Genomic DNA, 20,082 nt, shown 5'->3' with positions numbered 1-20,082 from the left:
CGTGAATTTTCTAAAACATATCACCATCAGGATGGCGTTATTATCTATTCTTGTTATATTTTTGTTGCTTTGGGGAGGTGTCTCGACCTTTACATTATTTTCACTTAACCAATTGACGCATTCATTACATCTGAGTTCTAACCAACAAAAAAACATTAATATTATTAATCGGGGTAATGACCAATATTTTCGTGTGGTTACTCGTTTAAGTCGTGCCGCGGCATATCGTCAAAGCGGGGCAACTGCCGATGCTGATCGTGAATTGGCTTCAGCAGGTGTAGCACTAAAAAATACCCAAGAGAGTTTGGCGAAATTTAAACTGCAATCTCATGAGTCGATGGATCCATTACTGACAGATAAAACTATTCAAAGCTGGTCAACATTATTGAGTAATGGAATTGAACCGATGGCTAAAGCGGTGACCGAGAATCGCTTCGAAGATTATAACAATTTGTTTAACAAAGATTATCCGCCATTAAGCCGAGAGTTTGGCGCTACCGTCGAGAAGTACAATTCTGCGGTTGATGCCGCAACAGAGGCTGCCAGTTTGCGGGTAGAGACATTAGTCGACTGGTGTCAACGGGCGCTTTTTGCTGCATTAATTGCCGGTGTTATCATTCTGTTCTTAACCGATCGCTATATCGTCAGTTATTTGGTGCGTCCGCTGGAGTCGATCAAGGTGCACTTTAAACGCTTAGCTGAAGGGCAGTTAGGCCGGGCAATGCCTGAGTTTGGCCGTAACTGCGTCGGGCAACTGATCCCTTACTTACGTGAAATGCAAAATAGTTTGGTGAATACGGTATCAACTATTCGCAACAGTACCGATGCGATTTATACCGGAGCCGGTGAAATTGCAGCAGGAAATGCGGATCTCTCTTCCCGTACCGAGCAACAAGCGGCGGCACTGGAAGAAACCGCGGCCAGTATGGAACAACTGAATGCAACGGTAAAACAGAACGCCGAAAACGCGCATCAAGCCAGTAAGTTGGCTGAGAATGCCTCTGCAACAGCGAAAAATGGCGGGCGGATTGTCAGCGATGTCGTTGCCACTATGAGCAGTATTACGCAAAGCTCACGCCGTATTGCGGATATTATCGGTGTGATAAACAGTATCGCCTTCCAAACCAATATTCTGGCACTGAACGCAGCGGTTGAAGCGGCCCGAGCCGGTGAGCAGGGGCGCGGTTTTGCAGTAGTAGCGAGTGAAGTTCGTAATTTGGCCCAACGTAGTGCACAAGCGGCGAAAGAAATCGAAGGGTTGATCAGTGAATCGGTATCCCGAGTGAATATTGGCTCACAGCAAGTATCTGAAGCAGGGGAGACGATGAATAGCATCGTGCAGGCGGTGACCAATGTAACCGACATTATGGGCGAGATTGCCTCTGCTTCTGATGAGCAAAGCCGCGGCATTGGTCAAATTGGGCAAGCTGTCGCCGAGATGGACGGCGTCACACAACAAAATGCCTCCCTGGTACAAGAGTCTGCCGCTGCGGCTGCCTCGTTAGAAGAACAGGCACGGCAACTGACAGAAGCGGTCTCTGTTTTTAATTTATCAGATAATATGCAAGCCACTCATTCTTAGTTAAACTTTGATTCAATTTAAGAAATAACACTTATTGTCGTAATAAATAGTAGAGAACAGCCACCGGATTGCGCTAAGAGTCAGCGCCGTCTGGTGGTTTTCTATTACCAGTTTTAGGCATTTAGTCACAAAAACGCTATAGTGAGCTAGGTTGTTATTAGCTTTCAATAATAAAAAAATTCATGTTTTTATCGGGTTAAACAATGAGAATTGCTTACTTTCGCAGCATTTTATTTTTACTGGCGATAGGTATCTCATCGCCATCTTTTGCCATTAACTGCCAGCGTGCAGCGACGCCGGTTGAATATACTGTATGTGGTAATGAGGATTTACACTGGCTGGATCAGACATTTAGCGATATCTATCAGTCCATGTTGGTCAAATATGATACAGAAACAGTGTATCAGCAACGACAAATATGGGAAAAATCCCTTAACAGTTGTACCAGTGATAGCTGTATTCAGCGTGCCTATTTTCAGGGCATTGTCTCCATGTCTGATATTGACAAAAATTTTGATTGGAGCGGGCAGTGGTGGAATGTTACCAAAGGGAATGACCGGGGTGGCGTTATCAAAATAACCCGGGTTGCTGAGTGGGGATTTAGTATTGATAGCCGCGCCTGGTCCGGTGAAAATACCGGTAATTTTAGAGCTGAAGCACGTAAAGTTGAAGGGTTAGCGGTTGTTGATCTTATTGAAAATACAGCAAACTGCCGGTTATTACTGATCCCGATAAAAGATGGTTCAATTCAGGTGCACAGCAATGGCAGTTGGGGTTGTCGAATTTCGATGCCTAAAGATGTCTTTATTGACGGGCAGTATGTTCGGGCTGAAAAAGATCCACGTGAGACTCCCAGCTTACTTTCGGTCGGTATTTTTACTGATACCAACAACGATAAACTTTTCCGTGAGTTAGTCGGCGACCATTACGCCCAGTTTGTCGCCTCAGCCAACGTCTATATCTATAGCCATGACCGGGATAACCGGGGGGCAAAAGTATTATCCACTTGGGTGCGAGGTGCCGCTAATAAACGTGCATCAATAATTATGTATAACCGTGCCGGTTTGATGTGGGCCGCGTATGTTGCGCCTGAAAAAAATGGCACGCTGCGGGTTCACTATTTTACTAATGTGCCTGAAGATAAAGATAAAAGGCCCAAAACTATTGTTGAATGGCAGCAAACTTTTATGGATAACTAATTATCCCCTTTTTCTTTGAAGTTGTAGGGATTAATGAGCCTCATCCCTGAGGCTCAGCTACTTTTACTCTAAGGTACCAATCACATTCAGCGCCATATCATCAGGCACTTCGTTATAAGACAACACATTCAACCCATGGCAGAATAATCGTGCATAGCGTGCTATTAATGGCCGCAATTGTGGAGTTACCAATAAAATAGGTTGGTGATTTTCTGCTTTCATCTGCTCTTTAATGATCGGCATATTCTGCTGCAACTGGGTCAGGATATTTGGGTCGACTGGGAAGTTATCCAATACCACTTTCCCCGCTTGCTGCGCCTGATTCAACGAGCCAAGCAACATATTTTCTAATTCGTTATTAATAGTATAAACCGCCAGGTTTTTGTCATCGCCATTGATACCATTGACGATACCGGTACGTAATGCGTAACGCACATCAGAGGTGAGGAGCAGTGAATCTTTGGTGATAGTGGCACTTTCTACTAAGGTGGTGGCGATGGTGACAATATCTTTCAGCGACACATTTTCGGTTAATAGTTGACGATACACCTTCAGCAATTGGCTAAAATTCAATCCGGCAGCCAAATCTTCAGCCAAACGTGGCGACAGCGACTCAAGCCGTTGGTGTAATTGGGTTATATCATCATAATTAAACAGTTCAGATAAATGGTCACGTACCACTTTATTCACATGGGTCGCGACCACACTGGCACAATCCACCACCTGATAACCGAAGTTTAGTGCCGTGGGTTTATCTTCCGGCGCTACCCATACCACGGCCAGGCCGTAAGTCGGATCGATTGCTAGTACACCATCAACCTCGCCGTATTGTTCCGCTGTTGGAATCGCCATCAGTCTATCAATATAAACATCGCCACCGGCGACTTTGACACCATTAATATTGATGGTGTATTGGGACGGTTTTAAGCGGAAGTTTTCCCGTACCTTGACTTCCGGTAATAGAATTCCGCAGGTTTCGGAGATAATTTGCCGCACCCCTCGCAGCCGCTGAATCAGCGGTCGGCCTTTTGATTCATCGACCAGTGTGACCAGCTTATAGCCCAAATTCAGGCCGATAGGTTCAACTATCGGAATATTTTCCCAGTTGAGGTTCAGGGCATTATCTTCAGAAATGGCTTGGTCGAGGATTGTAAGATCGGGCTCAGCATCCGCTTGCTGAATTTTTTTACTTTGCTGCCAAGCGGCGAACAGGAGTAATCCGGTGAAGCTGAGAAAGGCAAGATGGGGCATCCCCGGCACAATGGCGAGTATGAACATCACGAATGCCGCAGCATACAAGATGGTCGGTTTTGCCAACAACTGATCTTTAATTTCATCAGTCATGTCACCGCCATCACTCACCCGAGTGACAATAATTGCCGCCGCGGTTGCTAATAACAGGGACGGAATTTGTGCCACCAGACCGTCACCAATAGTCAACAATACATATTGTTGAAACGACTGGCTGGCGCTGAGATCGTATTTAAAGATACCGATACAGATACCGCCGATCACGTTGATCACCAGAATCATAATACCGGCGATGGCGTCACCGCGAACAAACTTGGATGCTCCATCCATCGCACCGTAGAAGTCAGCTTCGCTGGCCACTTCTTTACGGCGCAAGCGCGCTTGCTCCTGATTGATTAACCCGGCATTAAGGTCGGCATCAATCGCCATCTGTTTACCCGGCAGTGCGTCCAAGGTAAAGCGGGCCGACACTTCAGAAATTCGCTCAGCACCCTTGGTTACCACCACAAAGTTGATTGTCGGGGTGGTATCAGAAGAGGAGCGGCAAGAGATTGTGGCGCAACTGAATGGGCAAACCATCTTTTCGCAGCAATCCTTTATTTCAATTCCCTCTAACAGCAAAAGTGGCGGCGGCAAGTTCTCTGACAGCATTGATGGTAAGGAGCAAGCGAAAGAGACCAAAAGTAATCTGGCAGTTGAGGTGCCGGAACCGGAGCAATCTCTGGAAGAGGTGGTGGATAAATCACGTAAAGAAATGGAAGAGTTATCACGCATCATTATGCAAATTACTTCTGCCTACGATGCGCAATCCAACCTGCAAATGGAAGTGGTGCCACAAGGGCTACGTATTTTGATTCAGGATGATAAGCAGCGCGATATGTTCCAGCGCAGTAGCGCGGTACTGACGCCGTTCTTCAGCCGTCTACTGGCTGAGTTGGCTCCGGCATTTAATGAGATGGACAATAAAATCATTATTACCGGCCATACCGATGCTTCCCGCTACCGTGATCAGGTGTTGTACAACAACTGGAATCTGTCGGGTGAGCGGGCGTTGATGGCCCATAAAGCGTTGGTAAAAGGTGGGTTAAGTGAGGCGCGAGTACTGCAAATCAATGCGATGGCAGACCAGATGTTACTGGACCCTGCTGAACCTCTTGCGGCGAAGAACCGCCGTATTGAAATTATGGTCTTAACCAAAACGGCTTCAGACACCTTATATCAGTTCTTTGGCAACCACGGAGAGAATGTAGTGAAACCGGCAGCGAAAAAAGCCGGATAGTTATGTTCATCTTTTCACCGCCCAGTCTACCCTCGAACCTTCAGGACTGGGCGGTGCTTTTTAATACAATGACTTAACTTAAGTGGCCATATCTGCACGCTGAGTTCGGGCGGCAAAACCTAACGTGGTGTGATAGTGACGGTATTTCCATGGGTAGCAATGGTGACACGTTGCCCCGGTTGGAATTGGGTAACGCCCTGAGCTTGAACCACCAGGAAGGTGGTACCGTTATCGCGGCGCACTTCCAGTTCAACACCACTACTGCGATTCATCATACTCTGGACTTGTTGGCCTACTACGCCACCGGCAACGGCACCTGCTGCGGTTCCGAGACGGCGACCAGTACCGCCGCCAATGGTGTTACCCAGAAAACCACCCACCACAGCCCCACCTACCGCACCCGCAACATTATTCCCATCTCCGCCCTGAATAGTGACCGGACGGACAGAAACCAAGGTTCCGTAAGTCACAGCTTGGGCCTGGCCGGCCTGAGAACTGCTAAAAGTATCGCCCGAAAGGGTATTATTATTGGCGCAACCACTGAGAGTGGCGATGGCGAGGGTTACAACAATGAATGGTTTTATCATAAAGACCCTTCCTACTTGAAGTTGCTAACTTATAACCGATTGAATATTGACCGGTAAAATAATCATAGCACGACTTATTTGCTTATTAATTGATAGATAGATAAAAAGTAGAGTTAACTCAAATTTTATAGGACGATTAGCCCCAATCAGAGGGCATGTTATCGTCTCTCTGGCCGACAATTTACCGGCGAAAGTAAAATCACGGCAGCGGAGGCACATTTAACTCTGCGTAAAGTGCAATTTATAACCTAATACACCGATAACAGATTATCCCTCTGGCAAGTATTCGCTATCACTGTCATCGCTATGATCCATTTTGTAACATTAAGATTTATCATTAAAAATGACAAAACAGGCTGTTAGAGTTCTCAAACTGAATGAAATTGATAAGAATCCGATTTTCTGGCTGATGTAACAATTCGCACTAGGAATAATGGTTAAATTAATAACTAATCACCTTGTATGATTTATATCCGCAGGTCTGGTTGGTTTCATTTTTTATAAAATGTTCAGGGAAGGGCTAATGGTTAACACTTTTTAGGTAGAATAATGACCTAATGAAATGTTAAAAAAATCAGTTTTAGTTAATAATTGATAGCAACATGGCGACCTAAAGATTGTTTTTCGTACAGATTTTTACCGCTGGTGGTGAGTATCGACAAGCGTCAGGCCCCGCAAGGGTTTGTCGCATTTTGACCGTATTTCAAAGTGTGTTAATTCAACGTTTTCAATGGCAAATTACATTATGATGATCAATTAAATTCACTTAAAAAAGGGAAATGATGCATTTCATCTTTAAGTTGGATGGAATTTTCATTTCCAGTTAAATAACTAAAGTAAGTAATATATAATTAAAGTCATTGCATTAATTTACTATTTTGGGTTAATGATATTGAATTCCATCTGCATCCTCCGCATTCCCTCCTGACAGATTTTTTATTTTCTGGCAAATGAAATGTTTTGCTGAAACGGTTTTAGTTCACAGATATTTACCCCTTTCAGACTCAATCAATTATCCATTGATAAAGATCAACTTAATTATATTTGCAGAGTTACAAACTATTAACAGAATATCCTTCATCTTTTTTCAAAGTGCAGGTGTGTTGGCTGCTCTCACTTACTCTAATCACTTACTTATGTAAGTTCATCGGGGTTCTTTCGTTTGCGGCCGTCCTGCATTTCGAAATCTATTGGATATAAGACCATGCTTTTTATAGGGATATACCCATCATTAGTATCGGGTATGTGAACAATATAATAATAATGACAGGGGAAAAAACATGCTTTCCCAGCATGGCGTTAACCGTCGTGATTTTATGAAGCTTTGTGCAGCGCTGGCTGCCACCATGGGTCTCAGCAGTAAGGCTGCCGCAGAAATTGCCAATATGGTCGGTTCACCACAACGGCCACCGGTCATCTGGATTGGTGCTCAGGAGTGCACCGGCTGTACCGAATCACTGTTGCGCTCAACGCATCCCACCCTTGAGAATTTGCTGCTCAGTGTTATCTCAATGGAGTATCACGAAGTGCTGTCAGCAGCATTTGGTGAGCAGGCGGAAGAGAATAAGCACCGCGCTATTGAACAGTATAAAGGGAAGTACATACTGGTGGTGGATGGTTCTATCCCACTGAAAGATGGTGGGATTTACTGCATGGTGGCGGGCAAACCTATTGTCGAGCATATTCGCGAAGCGGCGGAACATGCGGCAGCTATTATTGCCATCGGCTCCTGTTCTGCCTGGGGGGGCGTGCCAGCCACTGGTGGCAACCCGACCGGCGCGGTCAGCTTGCAGGATGCACTGCCGGGTAAAACCGTGATTAATATTCCCGGTTGCCCACCCAACCCCCATAACTTCCTGGCAACCGTCGCTCATATTATCACTTTCCAGCGCCCCCCTGCGTTGGATACCAAGAACCGTCCTACCTTTGCCTATGGCCGTCTGATCCATGAAAACTGCGAGCGTCGCCCGCACTTTGATGCCGGTCGTTTTGCCCGTCAGTTTGGTGATGAAGGGCATCGTCAGGGCTGGTGCCTCTATCACCTTGGTTGCAAGGGGCCGGAGACCTACGGTAACTGTCCAACGCTGGAGTTCTGCGATGTTGGTGGTGGCATCTGGCCGGTCGGCATCGGTCATCCGTGCTACGGCTGTAACGAAGAGGGGATTGGTTTTACCAAAAGCATTGCTCAATTAGCCAATGTCGAAAACCCAACACCACGCGCTGAAAAACCACAGATCCATAATGCGGAAGGTGGCAAGGTTTCTACTACCGCCACCGCGTTGCTGGGTGGGGTGGTGGGATTGGTTGCCGGTGTCAGCCTGATGACGGTGCGTGAGCTGGGGCGGCAACAGAAGCAGCGCCGTAAAGATGACGATCACTCATCGCGGGAGGAATAGCCGTGAACCGACGTCACTTTTTCAAATTAGCCTCGGGCGGTGTCTTGCTGGCGGGACTTTCCCCCAGCAGTAAAGCTGAGGTCCAAAACCGACCACCGATCCCCGGTGCGCTTGGCATGTTGTATGACTCGACGTTATGCGTCGGTTGTCAGGCGTGTGTCAGTAAATGCCAACAGATTAATCACAGCGAGTTTGCCGCGCACGGTGAAACCTACGCCGGTGGTGATGCTATCTGGTCAAACAACGACAAACTTAGCCCCTATACCAACAACATTATTCAGGTGTGGACCAGTGGTGCAGGTATCCATAAAGATCAGTTGGAAGATGGTTACGCCTATATCAAAAAGCAGTGTATGCACTGCGTTGATCCCAACTGTGTTTCCGTCTGCCCGGTCAGCGCACTGCGCAAAGATGCCAAAACCGGCATCGTTCACTATGACCCGGATATCTGTACCGGCTGTCGCTATTGCATGGTTGGCTGCCCGTTCAATGTGCCGAAATACGATTACGATAATCCCTTTGGCAAGATCCATAAATGTGAGTTGTGTAATCAGAAAGGGGTGGAGCGGCTCGACAAAGGCGGCTTGCCTGGTTGTGTTGAGGTGTGTCCGACCGGGGCGGTGATATTTGGTACCCGTGAAGCGTTGCTGTCAGAAGCCAAACGGCGGCTGACGTTAACACCGGGTGAGAACTATCGCTTCCCGCGTCAGACACTCAGTGCCAACGACACCTACGAGCATCCGGTTGCCCATTATGATCCGCAGGTATACGGCGAAAAAGAGGGCGGTGGTACGCAGGTGTTGGTACTGGCGGGTATTCCGACCGAGAAACTTGATTTGCCACCGTTGGCAGAACTGGCAACCGGTGCGCGTTCGGAGCATGTTCAGCACACCCTGTACAAAGGCATGATCCTGCCGCTGGCGGTACTGGCCGGTGTGACGGCGCTGGTGCATCGCAATACCCGCGATGAGCGCAAAGACAGTGATGCCGACACGCACGATAAAAAGGACGGTCCAGATGACGATGCATAAATCCAGTCCACTGGGTGGGCGGCTGGTCAGTTGGCCGGTGATGCTGCTAGCGCCTTTTGTGGTGTTATGCGCGCTGCTGATAGTTAAACGTTTGGTGCTCGGGCTGGGTTCAGTCAGTGATTTGAACGGCGGCTTCCCATGGGGGATCTGGATCGCTTTCGACTTATTGGTGGGAACCGGTCTGGCCTGTGGCGGCTGGGCGTTGGCCTGGGCGGTTTATGTCTTTAACCGGGGCGAATATCACCCGCTGGTGCGCCCGGCGCTGTTAGCCAGTTTATTTGGTTATGCGCTGGGGGGATTGTCGATCACCATTGATGTTGGCCGCTATTGGAACCTGCCTTACTTCTTTATCCCCGGTTACTTTAACGTCAATTCGGTATTATTCGAAACCGCCGTCTGTATGACCATTTATATCGGTGTAATGGCGCTGGAGTTTGCCCCCGCACTGTTTGAACGCCTCGGTTGGAAGGTTTCGCTCAAGCGGCTGAACAAAGTGATGTTTTTCGTCATTGCACTGGGTGCGCTGCTGCCGACTATGCATCAGTCCTCAATGGGTTCATTGATGATTGCCGCAGGTGCGAAGATTCATCCGCTGTGGCAAAGCTATGAAATGTTACCGCTATTTTCATTGCTCACCGCCGCCATTCTGGGCTTCTCTATTGTCATCTTTGAAGGCTCTTTGGTGCAGGCTGGACTGCGTGGGCGAGGTGCCAATGAAACACCGCTGTTTACCCGGCTGACCACCATTATCGACCTATTCCTGCTGCTATTTGTCTTGCTGCGCTTGGGGGAAGTGGTAGTGCGGCACAAAATAGATTATCTGCTGCATTTCGACCGCTACGCTATCGCCTTTTGGGCTGAAATCGTACTGATGACTTTGCCGCTCATTATCTTCCGTATCCGGCGGGCCAGAGAAGACAGCCGCTTACTGTTTATTGGTGCGCTGTGCATGATTGCGGGCGCGGCGCTATGGCGGCTCAACTACTCGCTACTGGCCTTTAACCCCGGCGGTGGCTACAACTACTTCCCAACCACCAGTGAAATCCTGATCTCAATTGGCTTCGTCGCCATTGAGGTCTGCGCCTACATTTTATTGATTCGGCTATTGCCGGTGCTGCCTGCTCACGGGCAATTACATAAGAATAATCAGACAGAGGTAAAGCATGAGCCAACGCATCACCATTGATCCCGTCACCCGCATTGAGGGACACCTGCGGATCGACTGCGAAATTGAGGACGGCAAGGTCATTAAAGCCTGGTCCTCCGGCACCATGTGGCGTGGCATGGAAGAGATTTTACAAGGCAATGATCCCCGCGATGCCTGGATGATTGTGCAGCGTATTTGCGGCGTATGCACCACCATCCATGCCATCGCCTCGGTGCGCGCCGTGGAAAATGCGCTGGGGATGGAAGTCCCGGTCAATGCGCAACATATCCGCAATTTGATTCTGGCCGCGCACAGCATCCATGACCATATCGTGCACTTCTACCAACTGTCGGCACTGGATTGGGTAGATGTCACCTCAGCGCTGCAAGCCTCGCCACAGAAGGCAGCCGCCATGTTAAGTGGCTTATCGAGCTGGCCACTGAACAGCGCGGAAGAGTTCAGCCGTGTACAACAGAAAATCAAAGACCTGGTGGCCAGTGGGCAGTTAGGCATTTTTGCCAACGGCTACTGGGGCCACCCGGCAATGGCGTTGCCACCAGAAGTGAACCTGATTGCGGTAGCTCACTATTTGCAAGCACTGGAGTGCCAGCGCGATGCCAACCGCATTGTGGCGGTATTGGGGGGCAAAACACCGCACATTCAGAATCTGGCTGTGGGGGGCGTTGCCAATCCAATCAATCTGGATATGCCAAGTGTGCTTAATCTGGAACGCTTGATGTTGGTGAAATCCTTCATCGACCGACTGGGCAGTTTTATCGAGCAAGTTTATAAGGTGGATACGGCGGTGATCGCCGCCCACTATCCAGGTTGGCTCAATCTGGGTAAAGGGGCGGATTACTATCTCAGCGTGCCGGAGCTACCGACCGATCGCAAAGGGGAGACTTTCCTGCTGCCGGGCGGCTATCTGGATAAGGGTACCTTCCGGCCGATTGCCAACCATAACGATCCTTATCTGATCAAAGGGATTGCCGAGAGCGGCAAACATGCCTGGTATCAGGATGACGAGCCGCTGGCACCGTGGGAGGGCAAAACCAACCCGAACTACACCGGCTGGCAGGAAGAGGGCAAATACTCGTGGGTAAAAGCGCCAACTTTCTACGGCAAAACGGTAGAAGTTGGGCCGCTGGCATGGCTGATGTGCGGTCTGGCGGCAGATCATGCACCGACCAAACAGCATTTCAGCGATATTGGCGCGGCCTATCAAAAATTAAGCGGGCAGGCTATCACTCAAGATCAACTGCCATCGACGCTGGGCCGCATCATTGGCCGCGCAGTGCATTGTTGTGTGCTGCATGAAACGCTGGCTCAGCAATGGACGGCGCTGGTGACCAATATCGGTACCGGCGATGTCGAAACCTTTATCAAACCGAATATTCCGTTAACCGGCGAAATTCGCGGTGTTGGCTTTGAAGAAGCGCCACGCGGCATGTTGTCGCACTGGGTGGTCATCAAAGACGGCAAAATCGCCAACTATCAGGCAGTGGTGCCCTCCACCTGGAACGCCGGCCCGCGTAACTACAATGACGAACCCGGGCCATACGAACAAGCGCTGGTGGGTACACCGGTTGCTGATCCGGCCAAACCGCTCGAAGTGGTGCGGACCATTCACTCATTCGACCCGTGTATGTCTTGTGCCGTACATATTGTTGATACAACGGGCAACGAAGTGACCAAAGTCAAGGTGCTGTGATGGGGATTTTGGTATTAGGTATAGGTAACTTATTACTCAGCGATGAAGCGGTGGGGGTACGTCTGGTTGAAGCATTGGAACAACGCTTTGAGATACCCCCAGGTGTTGAGGTGTTGGACGGCGGTACCGCCGGTTTAGAACTGATGGAAGCGATGGCAAACCGCGAACATTTGATTGTTGCTGATGCGGTATTCACCGGCCAGCCTCCGGGCAGTGTCGCGGTGCTGCATGATAAAGAGATACCGGCTATGTTCAGCCGTAAAGTCTCGCCCCATCAGTTAGGATTATGCGATGTGCTGATGGCACTGCAACTGACCGGTGAATCCCCGCGCCAACTGACATTGGTGGGCGTGGTGCCAGAATCTCTGGCGCCAGGAATTGGCCTGACACCGACGGTGATACAGGCGATGGAACCTGCGCTGGAACAGATTTTGGTCGCATTGCGCTTAAGCGGAATTACGCTCAACGCACGGGAGCAAAACCATGTCTGACTGCTTCGACGACACTGACATTATCGGGCTGACGCAAAACCCGGCTCCTTTACTGGAGCAGGTTTTCAGCCAGATTGCCGCAGATGAGATGCGCGGCTTGCCATTCTACCGTGACCACATACCGCTACGCGCCTGTGGCTTTCAGTTATTTGAGCAGCAATGGGTGGGAGCGTTATTGACCCCGTGGATGCTGAGTTTAGTGGTATTACCGGGGCCGCAGCAAAGCTGGCCGCGCCGGGTGGTGGGTGAGCGCTTGATGCTGGCACTGCCATGCGGCACCATCAGTTTTACGCTCGGCGAAATAGCCGGTTGCGGCCAGTACCTGAGCCGCTCGCTGATGTCGCCATTGGACACTACGCTGCAAGCGGAACAGGCGCTGCTACTGGCAGAACAGAGCGCTCGCATGGTGCTTTCACTGCCCATTAGTAATGCTGATGCACCGGCTAATCCACGGCGGCGGGCGTTGTTTAGTCAAATGACAAATCAGCATGCATGAAATCAGTTTATGCCTCAGTACGCTGGAGCTGATTGAAACACAGGCCAGGCTTAACGGGGCCAAACGAATAACGGCGGTATGGCTGGAGATTGGTGCGCTCTCTTGTATTGAGGAGAGCGCATTGCGTTTTAGTTTTGACGCGGCCAGCCGTGAGACATTGGCAACTAATTGCCAATTGCATATCAATTATTTACCCGCACAAGCCTGGTGTTGGGAGTGTAGCGCCAGTGTTCAGATTGAACGGCACGATGCCGGGTGCCCGCATTGTGGCAGCCATGCTCTGCAAGTGGAGAGTGGTGACAGTTTGCAGGTAAAACAGATAGAAGTGGAATAATCCTGAAGGAGTGAATTCCTATGTGCACGACTTGTGGTTGCGCCAGCGGCGAAACAAAGATCGAAGGCGACGACAGTCACCATCATGACCACGACCATCATGATCATCATCATGGCCACCATCATCACGATGACCACCACCATGATGATCACCATCAAGACCACCCCAACGATGCCCAACCGCAAAAGACTCAGCATAAACATAAATATGTTGCCAAAGGCACGCAGCCGGTCATTGTCCATCATCACTATTATTACCATCAGGGCGATGTTCATCATCACTACCACGGTAAAACGCCTGAACCGGTAGCGATACCGGAACCAGCTCAGCCGGAAGCTGGACCCTTTGCGCCACAAGTGCATGCCGATCAACAAGGGCTACATTACGGACAGGGCGAGGCTGGCAGCCACGCACCGGGCATGGGCCAGCGCCGTTTGCTGCAAATCGAGCAAGACGTGCTGAGCAAAAATAACCAGTTAGCTCACCATAATCGTGAGCATTTTGTCGAACAACATATTCTGGCGCTGAATTTGGTTTCCAGCCCCGGCTCTGGCAAAACCACGCTACTGACCTCGACCTTGCAACTGCTGGCCGGGCAAGTGCCTTGCGCGGTAATTGAAGGTGATCAGCAAACCACCCATGATGCCGAACGTATTCGCGCCACTGGTGTGCCAGCGATTCAGGTCAATACCGGTAAAGGCTGCCATCTGGATGCGCAGATGGTGCACGATGCGGCACACCGTTTAGCACTGGCTGATGATAGCCTGCTGTTTATTGAAAATGTCGGCAATTTGGTGTGTCCGGCCAGCTTTGATCTGGGCGAACGCTATAAAGTGGCAGTATTGTCAGTTACTGAAGGCGAAGATAAGCCGCTGAAATACCCCCATATGTTTGCAGCTTCCACCCTGATGATTATCAATAAAATCGATCTGCTGCCCTATCTGGATTTTGATATTGAACAGTGCATTGCCTATGCCCGTCAGGTGAATCCTGATATTCAGGTGATTGCGCTGTCTGCCAGTAGCGGAGAGGGGATGGATTTGTGGCTGGAATGGCTGGAGACACAGCGATGTGCATAGGCGTTCCCGGCAAAATTGTGGCGGTGGGTGAAGACATTCACCAACTGGCATGGGTGGAAGTGAGCGGAGTGAAGCGTGAAATCAATATCGCACTGGTATGCGATGATACCCCAGCGGCATTGCTAGGTCAGTGGGTGTTGGTGCATGTTGGGTTTGCCATGAGCCTGCTTGACGAAGAAGAGGCGCAACAGACACTGGCCGCGCTGGAACATATGCAGGCAGTTGGGCTGGATTGGGATGCCAGCGCTGCAAGCGAGGCACGTGATGCGTTACGTTGATGAGTTTCGTGATCCCGCATTAGTGAGCGCATTATTGCAACGGATCGAACAGTTATTGCCGCAGATCGCGGATCAACAGCGCTTGCCACTGCAAATTATGGAAGTCTGCGGTGGGCACACTCATGCGATCTTCAAATTCGGCCTTGATCAACTGCTGCCTGATGGGTTGGAGTTTGTCCATGGACCGGGCTGCCCGGTGTGTGTGTTGCCGATGGGCCGCATTGATAGCTGTTTGGAAATTGCCGCGCATCCTGAGGTGATTTTTTGCACTTACGGTGATGCGATGCGTGTGCCAGGGCGCAATGGTTCGATGCTGGATGCCAAACGGCGCGGCGCGGATATTCGCGTGGTCTATTCGCCGTTGGATGCACTGACGCTGGCACAGCATAATCCTGATCGCCAAGTGGTGTTTTTTGGCCTCGGTTTTGAAACCACCATGCCTGCCAGTGCCTTAACCCTGCAACAAGCCAAACGGCTCGGGTTGACCAATTTCACTGTGTTCTGCCAGCACATCACCATCATTCCTACCCTACGTAGCTTGCTGCAACAACCGGATGTGCGTATCGACGCTTTTCTGGCTCCCGGTCATGTCAGTATGGTGATTGGCACCACGCCATATGGCTTTATTTGCGACCAATTCCACAAGCCATTGGTGGTTACCGGTTTTGAACCGCTGGATATCTTGCAGGGGCTGGTAATGCTGCTTGAACAGATGGTCAGCGGGCGTTGTGTGGTAGAGAACCAGTATCGGCGTATCGTGCCGGACAGCGGCAACTTACTGGCACAACAGGCACTGACAGAGGTTTTTGTTGCTAAAGCCAGCAGCGAATGGCGTGGTTTGGGGGAAATAGCGGATTCCGGCGTACAACTCAGCCCTGACTATACTGAATTTGATGCCGAATTACGTTTCAAACCGCAACAGCAGCGGGTGGCAGACTCTCCACGATCTCGCTGTGGTGATGTGCTGACTGGGCGTTGCAAGCCTGATCAATGCCCACTGTTCGGCGGTGAGTGTACGCCAGACAATGCCTTTGGCGCGCTGATGGTGTCATCCGAAGGGGCCTGCGCCGCTTATTATCAGTATCGATAACCCTTGGTATTTGAAGCTGCTGGGGGAGCTGTGTTCGCTTGCAGCGCCTACCTGCAACTCCAATAACTTTGGGTTATTAATAAGGTCACAACTAAATGAATAAGAAAGAGATTACTCTGGCCCACGGCAGCGGTGGCCGGGCAATGCAGAGCTTGATCGAATCACTGTTTCTGGCGGAGTTTTCCAATCCGGCGCTGAATGAACGGGAAGATCAGGCGCGTATCGCGCTGACGAATCTAACCGTACAGGGCGATCGGCTGGCGGTATCTACCGACAGCTATGTCATTGATCCGATCTTTTTCCCCGGCGGCGATATCGGCAAGTTGGCCGTGTGCGGCACAGCAAATGATGTGGCGGTCAGTGGCGCAACACCACGCTATCTCTCCTGCGGTTTTATTCTGGAAGAAGGTTTGCCGATGGACGTTCTCACGCGCATTGTGCAATCAATGGCGGCTACTGCGCGGCAGGCAGGGATTCAGATAGTTACAGGTGATACCAAAGTCGTGCAGCGCGGCGCGGCAGATAAGATCTTTATCAATACCACCGGCATAGGAGTGATCCCCGCAGATATCCATTGGGGGACCGCGATGATCCGTGCTGGTGATCGGATCGTTGTCAGTGGCACTTTAGGTGATCATGGCGCGACCATTCTGAACCTGCGTGAAGGGCTGGGGCTGGAAGCAGAGCTGGTGAGCGATTGTGCGCTATTGGCGCCGTTGATAGCTCCGCTGCGAGCTATTGCCGGGGTGCGGGCGTTACGTGATGCTACCCGTGGCGGCGTGACGGCGATCCTACATGAATTTGCGGCCGCCAGCGGTTGCGGCATGGAGATCAACGAGTCAGATCTCCCCCTGAAACCGGCGGTGCGGGGTATTTGCGAATTGCTGGGGCTGGATGCACTCAACTTTGCCAACGAAGGTAAGCTGGTGCTGGTGGTGTCACCAGAGGCACAAGAAGCGGTATTAACAGCGCTCCATAACCATCCACTCGGCCAGGATGCCGCCGTTATCGGGCAGGTGACTGAGAATAAACAAGTGCGCTTATGCGGTGCGTATGGTGTTTCGCGTAGACTGGATCTGCCTCTGGACGAGCCATTGCCCCGTATTTGCTGATCCCATTCGTCCTTGAAGCCGCAGGGGTGTTAGCTGCGTTCGCTCACCCGAATCACTGACTGATGTCAGCTCATCGGGATTTGCTTACTTGCTGCCTACCTGCAACTCCAATGACTTTTGGGAGTCTATTCGTCCTTGAAGCCGCAGGGGTGTTAGCTGCGTTCGCTCACCCGAATCACTGACTGATGTCAGCTCATCGGGATTTGCTTACTTGCTGCCTACCTGCAACTCCAATGACTTTTGGGAGTCTATTCGTCCTAGAAGCCGCAGGGGGGTTAGCTGCGTTCGCTCACCCGAATCACTGACTGATGTCAGCTCATCGGGATTTGCTTACTTGCTGCCTACCTGCAACTCCAATGACTTTTGGGAGTCTATTCGTCCTTGAAGCCGCAGGGGTGTTAGCTGCGTTCGTTCACCCGAATCACTGACTGATGTCAGCTCATCGGGATTTTCTTACTTGCTGCCTACCTGCAACTCCAATGACTTTTGGGAGCCCATTCGCACTTGAAGTGACAGGCGATTAACCAGTTGATAAGTGGGGAAATGTGCCGAATGGGTCGTAACGGCGTGAGCCGTCGAAGCGCCCATCGGTGCAGTCGCCCCGCAATCTCCGAGCTATAAAACAGGTTGCTGGCAGCCTTGTGAAGGAGTTTTAGTGGATAAAAATGGTCTCTGTCTGCGGGTAAAAGGTAAGGTGCAAGGCGTGGGGTTTCGCCCTTATATCTGGCAACTTGCCCACCGCTTTGCGCTAAGGGGCGATGTCAGTAACGACAGTGCGGGCGTGACGATTCACCTGTGGCAATCACCGGCGCTGGCGGATTTCTTACAGGCACTGCCGCGACATTGCCCGCCATTGGCACAAATTGATAGTGTCACCACCTCGCCCTACCATTGGGCGCAGCCGCCGCTGGATTTTGTGATTCATCACAGCGGTGCCGGGCAGATGGATACGCAAATTGTACCGGATGCTGCAACCTGCGACGCCTGTTTGGCTGAAATGAACCATCCTGCCAATCGTCGCTACCGCTACCCGTTTATCAACTGCACCCATTGTGGCCCACGTTTTACTATTATCCACCGCATGCCCTATGACCGGCCTTATACCGCCATGCGCGAATTCCCGCTATGTGCTGCCTGTCAGGCAGAATATGACCATCCGGCCGATCGCCGTTTTCACGCCCAACCCAATGCCTGTGCCGATTGTGGCCCGCAATTGTGGCTAACGGGGCGAGAGGGACAGCCGATTGCGCACAACTTCGCGGCGCTAGAGCAAGCCGCAGCCGCCCTGTTGGCAGGAGATATTGTTGCCGTCAAAGGGCTGGGAGGATTCCATCTGGCGGTAGATGCCACCAATGCTGCTGCGGTGGCCCGTTTACGGCAGCGCAAGCAGCGACCTTCCAAGCCGCTGGCGGTGATGTTACCGCACGCCGACTGGTTATCACGCTGCGTGCAAAGTAACGATAGTGCCGCGTTATTACGCGTGTTACGTAGCCCTGCGGCTCCGATTGTGTTGGTTTCGTCGCGGGCTGATAGCCCGCTGTGTACGGCGCTGGCACCGGGCTTACCTGAAATTGGCGTGATGCTACCCGCCAATCCGTTACAACATTTGCTGCTGCAACAGGTCGGACGGCCTCTGGTGATGACCTCCGGTAATGGCCGTGGTAAACCCCCGGCATTGAGTAATGAGCAGGCGCTTAGTGCTCTGAGAGATATTGCTGACCACTGGTTATTGCACGATAGGCAAATTGTGCAGCGGGCCGATGACTCATTAGTGCGACTCACCGGCAGCAGTGCTGAAATGCTACGCCGAGCCAGAGGGTATGTGCCAGATGCTTTCGAGTTACCTCCGGGATTTAGCCAGCAGCCAGCAGTTCTGGCGCTGGGTGCGGATATGAAAAACACGTTTTGCCTGTTGCGTGATGGTAATGCAGTGTTGAGTCAACATCTGGGGGATCTGGAAGACCGCGATATCGCACAGCAACAGCAGCAGTTAGTGGCGCTGTTTTGCGATATTTACCATTTCACACCACAGGTGATAGCGGTGGATGCTCACCCCGGATACGTCAGCCACCAATTAGGGAAAACCCTGGCAGCACAACGAGATATCCCTTGTGTCGACATACTACATCATCATGCCCATCTGGTGGCTTGTCTGGCAGAGCATGGCTGGCCTCGCGAGGGTGGGGCAGTGATCGGTGTGGCACTGGATGGGCTGGGTTATGGCGCTGATGGTCAATTATGGGGTGGTGAATGCCTACGAGTAGATTATACGAGCTGTGAATACATTGGTGGCTTGCCCGCGGTGGCACTACCCGGTGGCGATCTGGCCTCGCGTCAACCGTGGCGCAACCTGCTGGCCCAGTTACAGCGCTATGTCCCCAATTGGCAACATTTGCCTGAGAGTGCGGCGATTCCTCAGCCGGAGGGTAGGGTATTGGCGCGGGCGATTGAGCGGGGGATTAATGCGCCGTTGGCCTCTTCAACTGGGCGCTTATTTGATGCAGTAGCGGCTGCGCTCAATCTTGCGCCGCTATCGATAAGTTGGGAGGGTGAAGCCGCCTGCCAGTTGGAAGCACTGGCGCGACAAAGTGCGGTTTCAGTGCAGCCAGTGACGATGCCGCTGTGCGATAACCAACTGGACTTAGCCACTTTCTGGCAGCAATGGTTGGCTTATGATGCCACTCCGGCTGAGCGGGCCTATGCGTTCCATTTTGCTCTGGCCCAAGGATTTGCTACTTTGGCGCGGCAGGCGGCCCAGTATTATCGTATTGATACTATTGTCTTTTCAGGTGGGGTGCTACATAACCGGTTACTGCGTGAGTTACTTAGCGCACAACTGCATGATTTCCAACTGTTGCTGCCCCAGCGCCTGCCTGCCGGTGATGGCGGGCTGGCTCTAGGGCAAGCACTGATTGCCGCTGCACGCAGCACTGGGTAGGGCCGACAACATACCACCAATGTGGAGTGAAGATTCCGGTTACTTGTGTTATTGCTGTTCAACGTCACGTAGCATCCTGTA

15 protein-coding genes and 2 pseudogenes are annotated in these 20,082 nt (G+C 51.1%); 15 read left to right on the top strand and 2 right to left on the bottom strand.

What is annotated here, in order from left to right; translation table 11 throughout:
- The first annotated feature begins 1 nt into the window (after position 1).
- Positions 2–1,582: a methyl-accepting chemotaxis protein gene (locus tag V1956_RS22755; protein ID WP_442825730.1), complete on the top strand. Its 1,581-nt coding sequence runs from the start codon at positions 2–4 to the stop codon at positions 1,580–1,582.
- A gap of 203 nt (positions 1,583–1,785) precedes the next feature.
- On the top strand, positions 1,786–2,781 hold the full coding sequence (locus tag V1956_RS22750) for a lysozyme inhibitor LprI family protein (protein ID WP_420072262.1): 996 nt from the start codon (positions 1,786–1,788) through the stop codon (positions 2,779–2,781).
- A gap of 63 nt (positions 2,782–2,844) precedes the next feature.
- On the opposite strand, the pseudogene V1956_RS22745 reads toward V1956_RS22750, so the two are convergent.
- A pseudogene (locus V1956_RS22745) lies at positions 2,845–4,548 on the bottom strand (flagellar biosynthesis protein FlhA); the annotation flags it as partial.
- Between V1956_RS22745 and lafU the strand changes: the two are divergent.
- On the top strand, positions 4,511–5,311 hold the full coding sequence (gene lafU / locus V1956_RS22740; RefSeq protein WP_372560700.1) for a putative lateral flagellar export/assembly protein LafU: 801 nt from the start codon (positions 4,511–4,513) through the stop codon (positions 5,309–5,311). The pseudogene V1956_RS22745 and the gene lafU sit on opposite strands and share 38 nt — an antisense overlap.
- Positions 5,312–5,430: 119 nt before the next feature.
- Here lafU and V1956_RS22735 read toward each other — a convergent pair whose 3' ends face one another.
- Complete coding sequence (locus tag V1956_RS22735; RefSeq protein ID WP_083162455.1) at positions 5,431–5,898, bottom strand: glycine zipper 2TM domain-containing protein; 468 nt, start codon at positions 5,896–5,898, stop codon at positions 5,431–5,433.
- 1,263 nt (positions 5,899–7,161) lie between these two features.
- On the opposite strand from V1956_RS22735, the pseudogene hybO reads away from it, so the two are divergent.
- From hybO to hypF, 12 genes and pseudogenes are all read left to right on the top strand, one after another.
- Positions 7,162–8,294, top strand: a pseudogene (gene hybO / locus V1956_RS22730) (hydrogenase 2 small subunit).
- A gap of 2 nt (positions 8,295–8,296) precedes the next feature.
- Positions 8,297–9,325 (top strand): hydrogenase 2 operon protein HybA, encoded by a 1,029-nt coding sequence (hybA, locus tag V1956_RS22725; protein WP_420075135.1) that lies wholly within the window; start codon positions 8,297–8,299, stop codon positions 9,323–9,325.
- Complete coding sequence (gene hybB / locus V1956_RS22720; protein ID WP_420072088.1) at positions 9,312–10,511, top strand: Ni/Fe-hydrogenase cytochrome b subunit; 1,200 nt, start codon at positions 9,312–9,314, stop codon at positions 10,509–10,511. Before hybA ends, hybB begins: the two co-directional genes overlap by 14 nt.
- Positions 10,489–12,183: a hydrogenase 2 large subunit gene (gene hybC / locus V1956_RS22715; RefSeq protein ID WP_372560529.1), complete on the top strand. Its 1,695-nt coding sequence runs from the start codon at positions 10,489–10,491 to the stop codon at positions 12,181–12,183. Before hybB ends, hybC begins: the two co-directional genes overlap by 23 nt.
- A complete protein-coding gene (locus V1956_RS22710) occupies positions 12,183–12,674 on the top strand; it encodes a HyaD/HybD family hydrogenase maturation endopeptidase (protein WP_083162463.1) in 492 nt (163 codons plus the stop codon). Before hybC ends, V1956_RS22710 begins: the two co-directional genes overlap by 1 nt.
- Positions 12,667–13,170, top strand: a complete 504-nt coding sequence (gene hybE, locus V1956_RS22705; RefSeq protein WP_442825729.1) for a hydrogenase-2 assembly chaperone — start codon at positions 12,667–12,669, stop codon at positions 13,168–13,170. The genes V1956_RS22710 and hybE overlap by 8 nt, the downstream gene beginning before the upstream one ends.
- Positions 13,163–13,504, top strand: a complete 342-nt coding sequence (gene hypA, locus V1956_RS22700; protein ID WP_420072087.1) for a hydrogenase maturation nickel metallochaperone HypA — start codon at positions 13,163–13,165, stop codon at positions 13,502–13,504. Before hybE ends, hypA begins: the two co-directional genes overlap by 8 nt.
- A 20-nt stretch (positions 13,505–13,524) precedes the next feature.
- Positions 13,525–14,583: a hydrogenase nickel incorporation protein HypB gene (gene hypB, locus V1956_RS22695; RefSeq protein ID WP_420075133.1), complete on the top strand. Its 1,059-nt coding sequence runs from the start codon at positions 13,525–13,527 to the stop codon at positions 14,581–14,583.
- Entirely contained in the window at positions 14,574–14,861 is a 288-nt protein-coding gene (hybG, locus tag V1956_RS22690; protein WP_083162471.1) for a hydrogenase maturation factor HybG, read from the top strand. Before hypB ends, hybG begins: the two co-directional genes overlap by 10 nt.
- Positions 14,848–15,951 carry a hydrogenase formation protein HypD gene (gene hypD, locus V1956_RS22685; protein WP_420072085.1) on the top strand — a complete coding sequence of 368 codons (1,104 nt, stop codon included), beginning with the start codon at positions 14,848–14,850 and terminating at the stop codon, positions 15,949–15,951. Before hybG ends, hypD begins: the two co-directional genes overlap by 14 nt.
- Before the next feature lie 95 nt (positions 15,952–16,046).
- The gene (gene hypE / locus V1956_RS22680) at positions 16,047–17,063 is read left to right on the top strand and encodes a hydrogenase expression/formation protein HypE (RefSeq protein ID WP_420072084.1); all 1,017 of its coding nucleotides are present in this window, start codon (positions 16,047–16,049) and stop codon (positions 17,061–17,063) included.
- Between the two features lie 655 nt (positions 17,064–17,718).
- On the top strand, positions 17,719–20,001 hold the full coding sequence (gene hypF, locus V1956_RS22675) for a carbamoyltransferase HypF (protein ID WP_420074847.1): 2,283 nt from the start codon (positions 17,719–17,721) through the stop codon (positions 19,999–20,001).
- The last annotated feature ends 81 nt before the right edge of the window (positions 20,002–20,082 follow it).

The organism is Yersinia sp. 2540 StPb PI (assembly GCF_052217165.1).
Taxonomy (GTDB): Bacteria; Pseudomonadota; Gammaproteobacteria; order Enterobacterales; family Enterobacteriaceae; genus Yersinia; species Yersinia enterocolitica_E.
The sequence above is the reverse complement of the archived record's forward strand: the minus strand, read 5'-3'. Positions and strand labels throughout refer to the sequence as shown.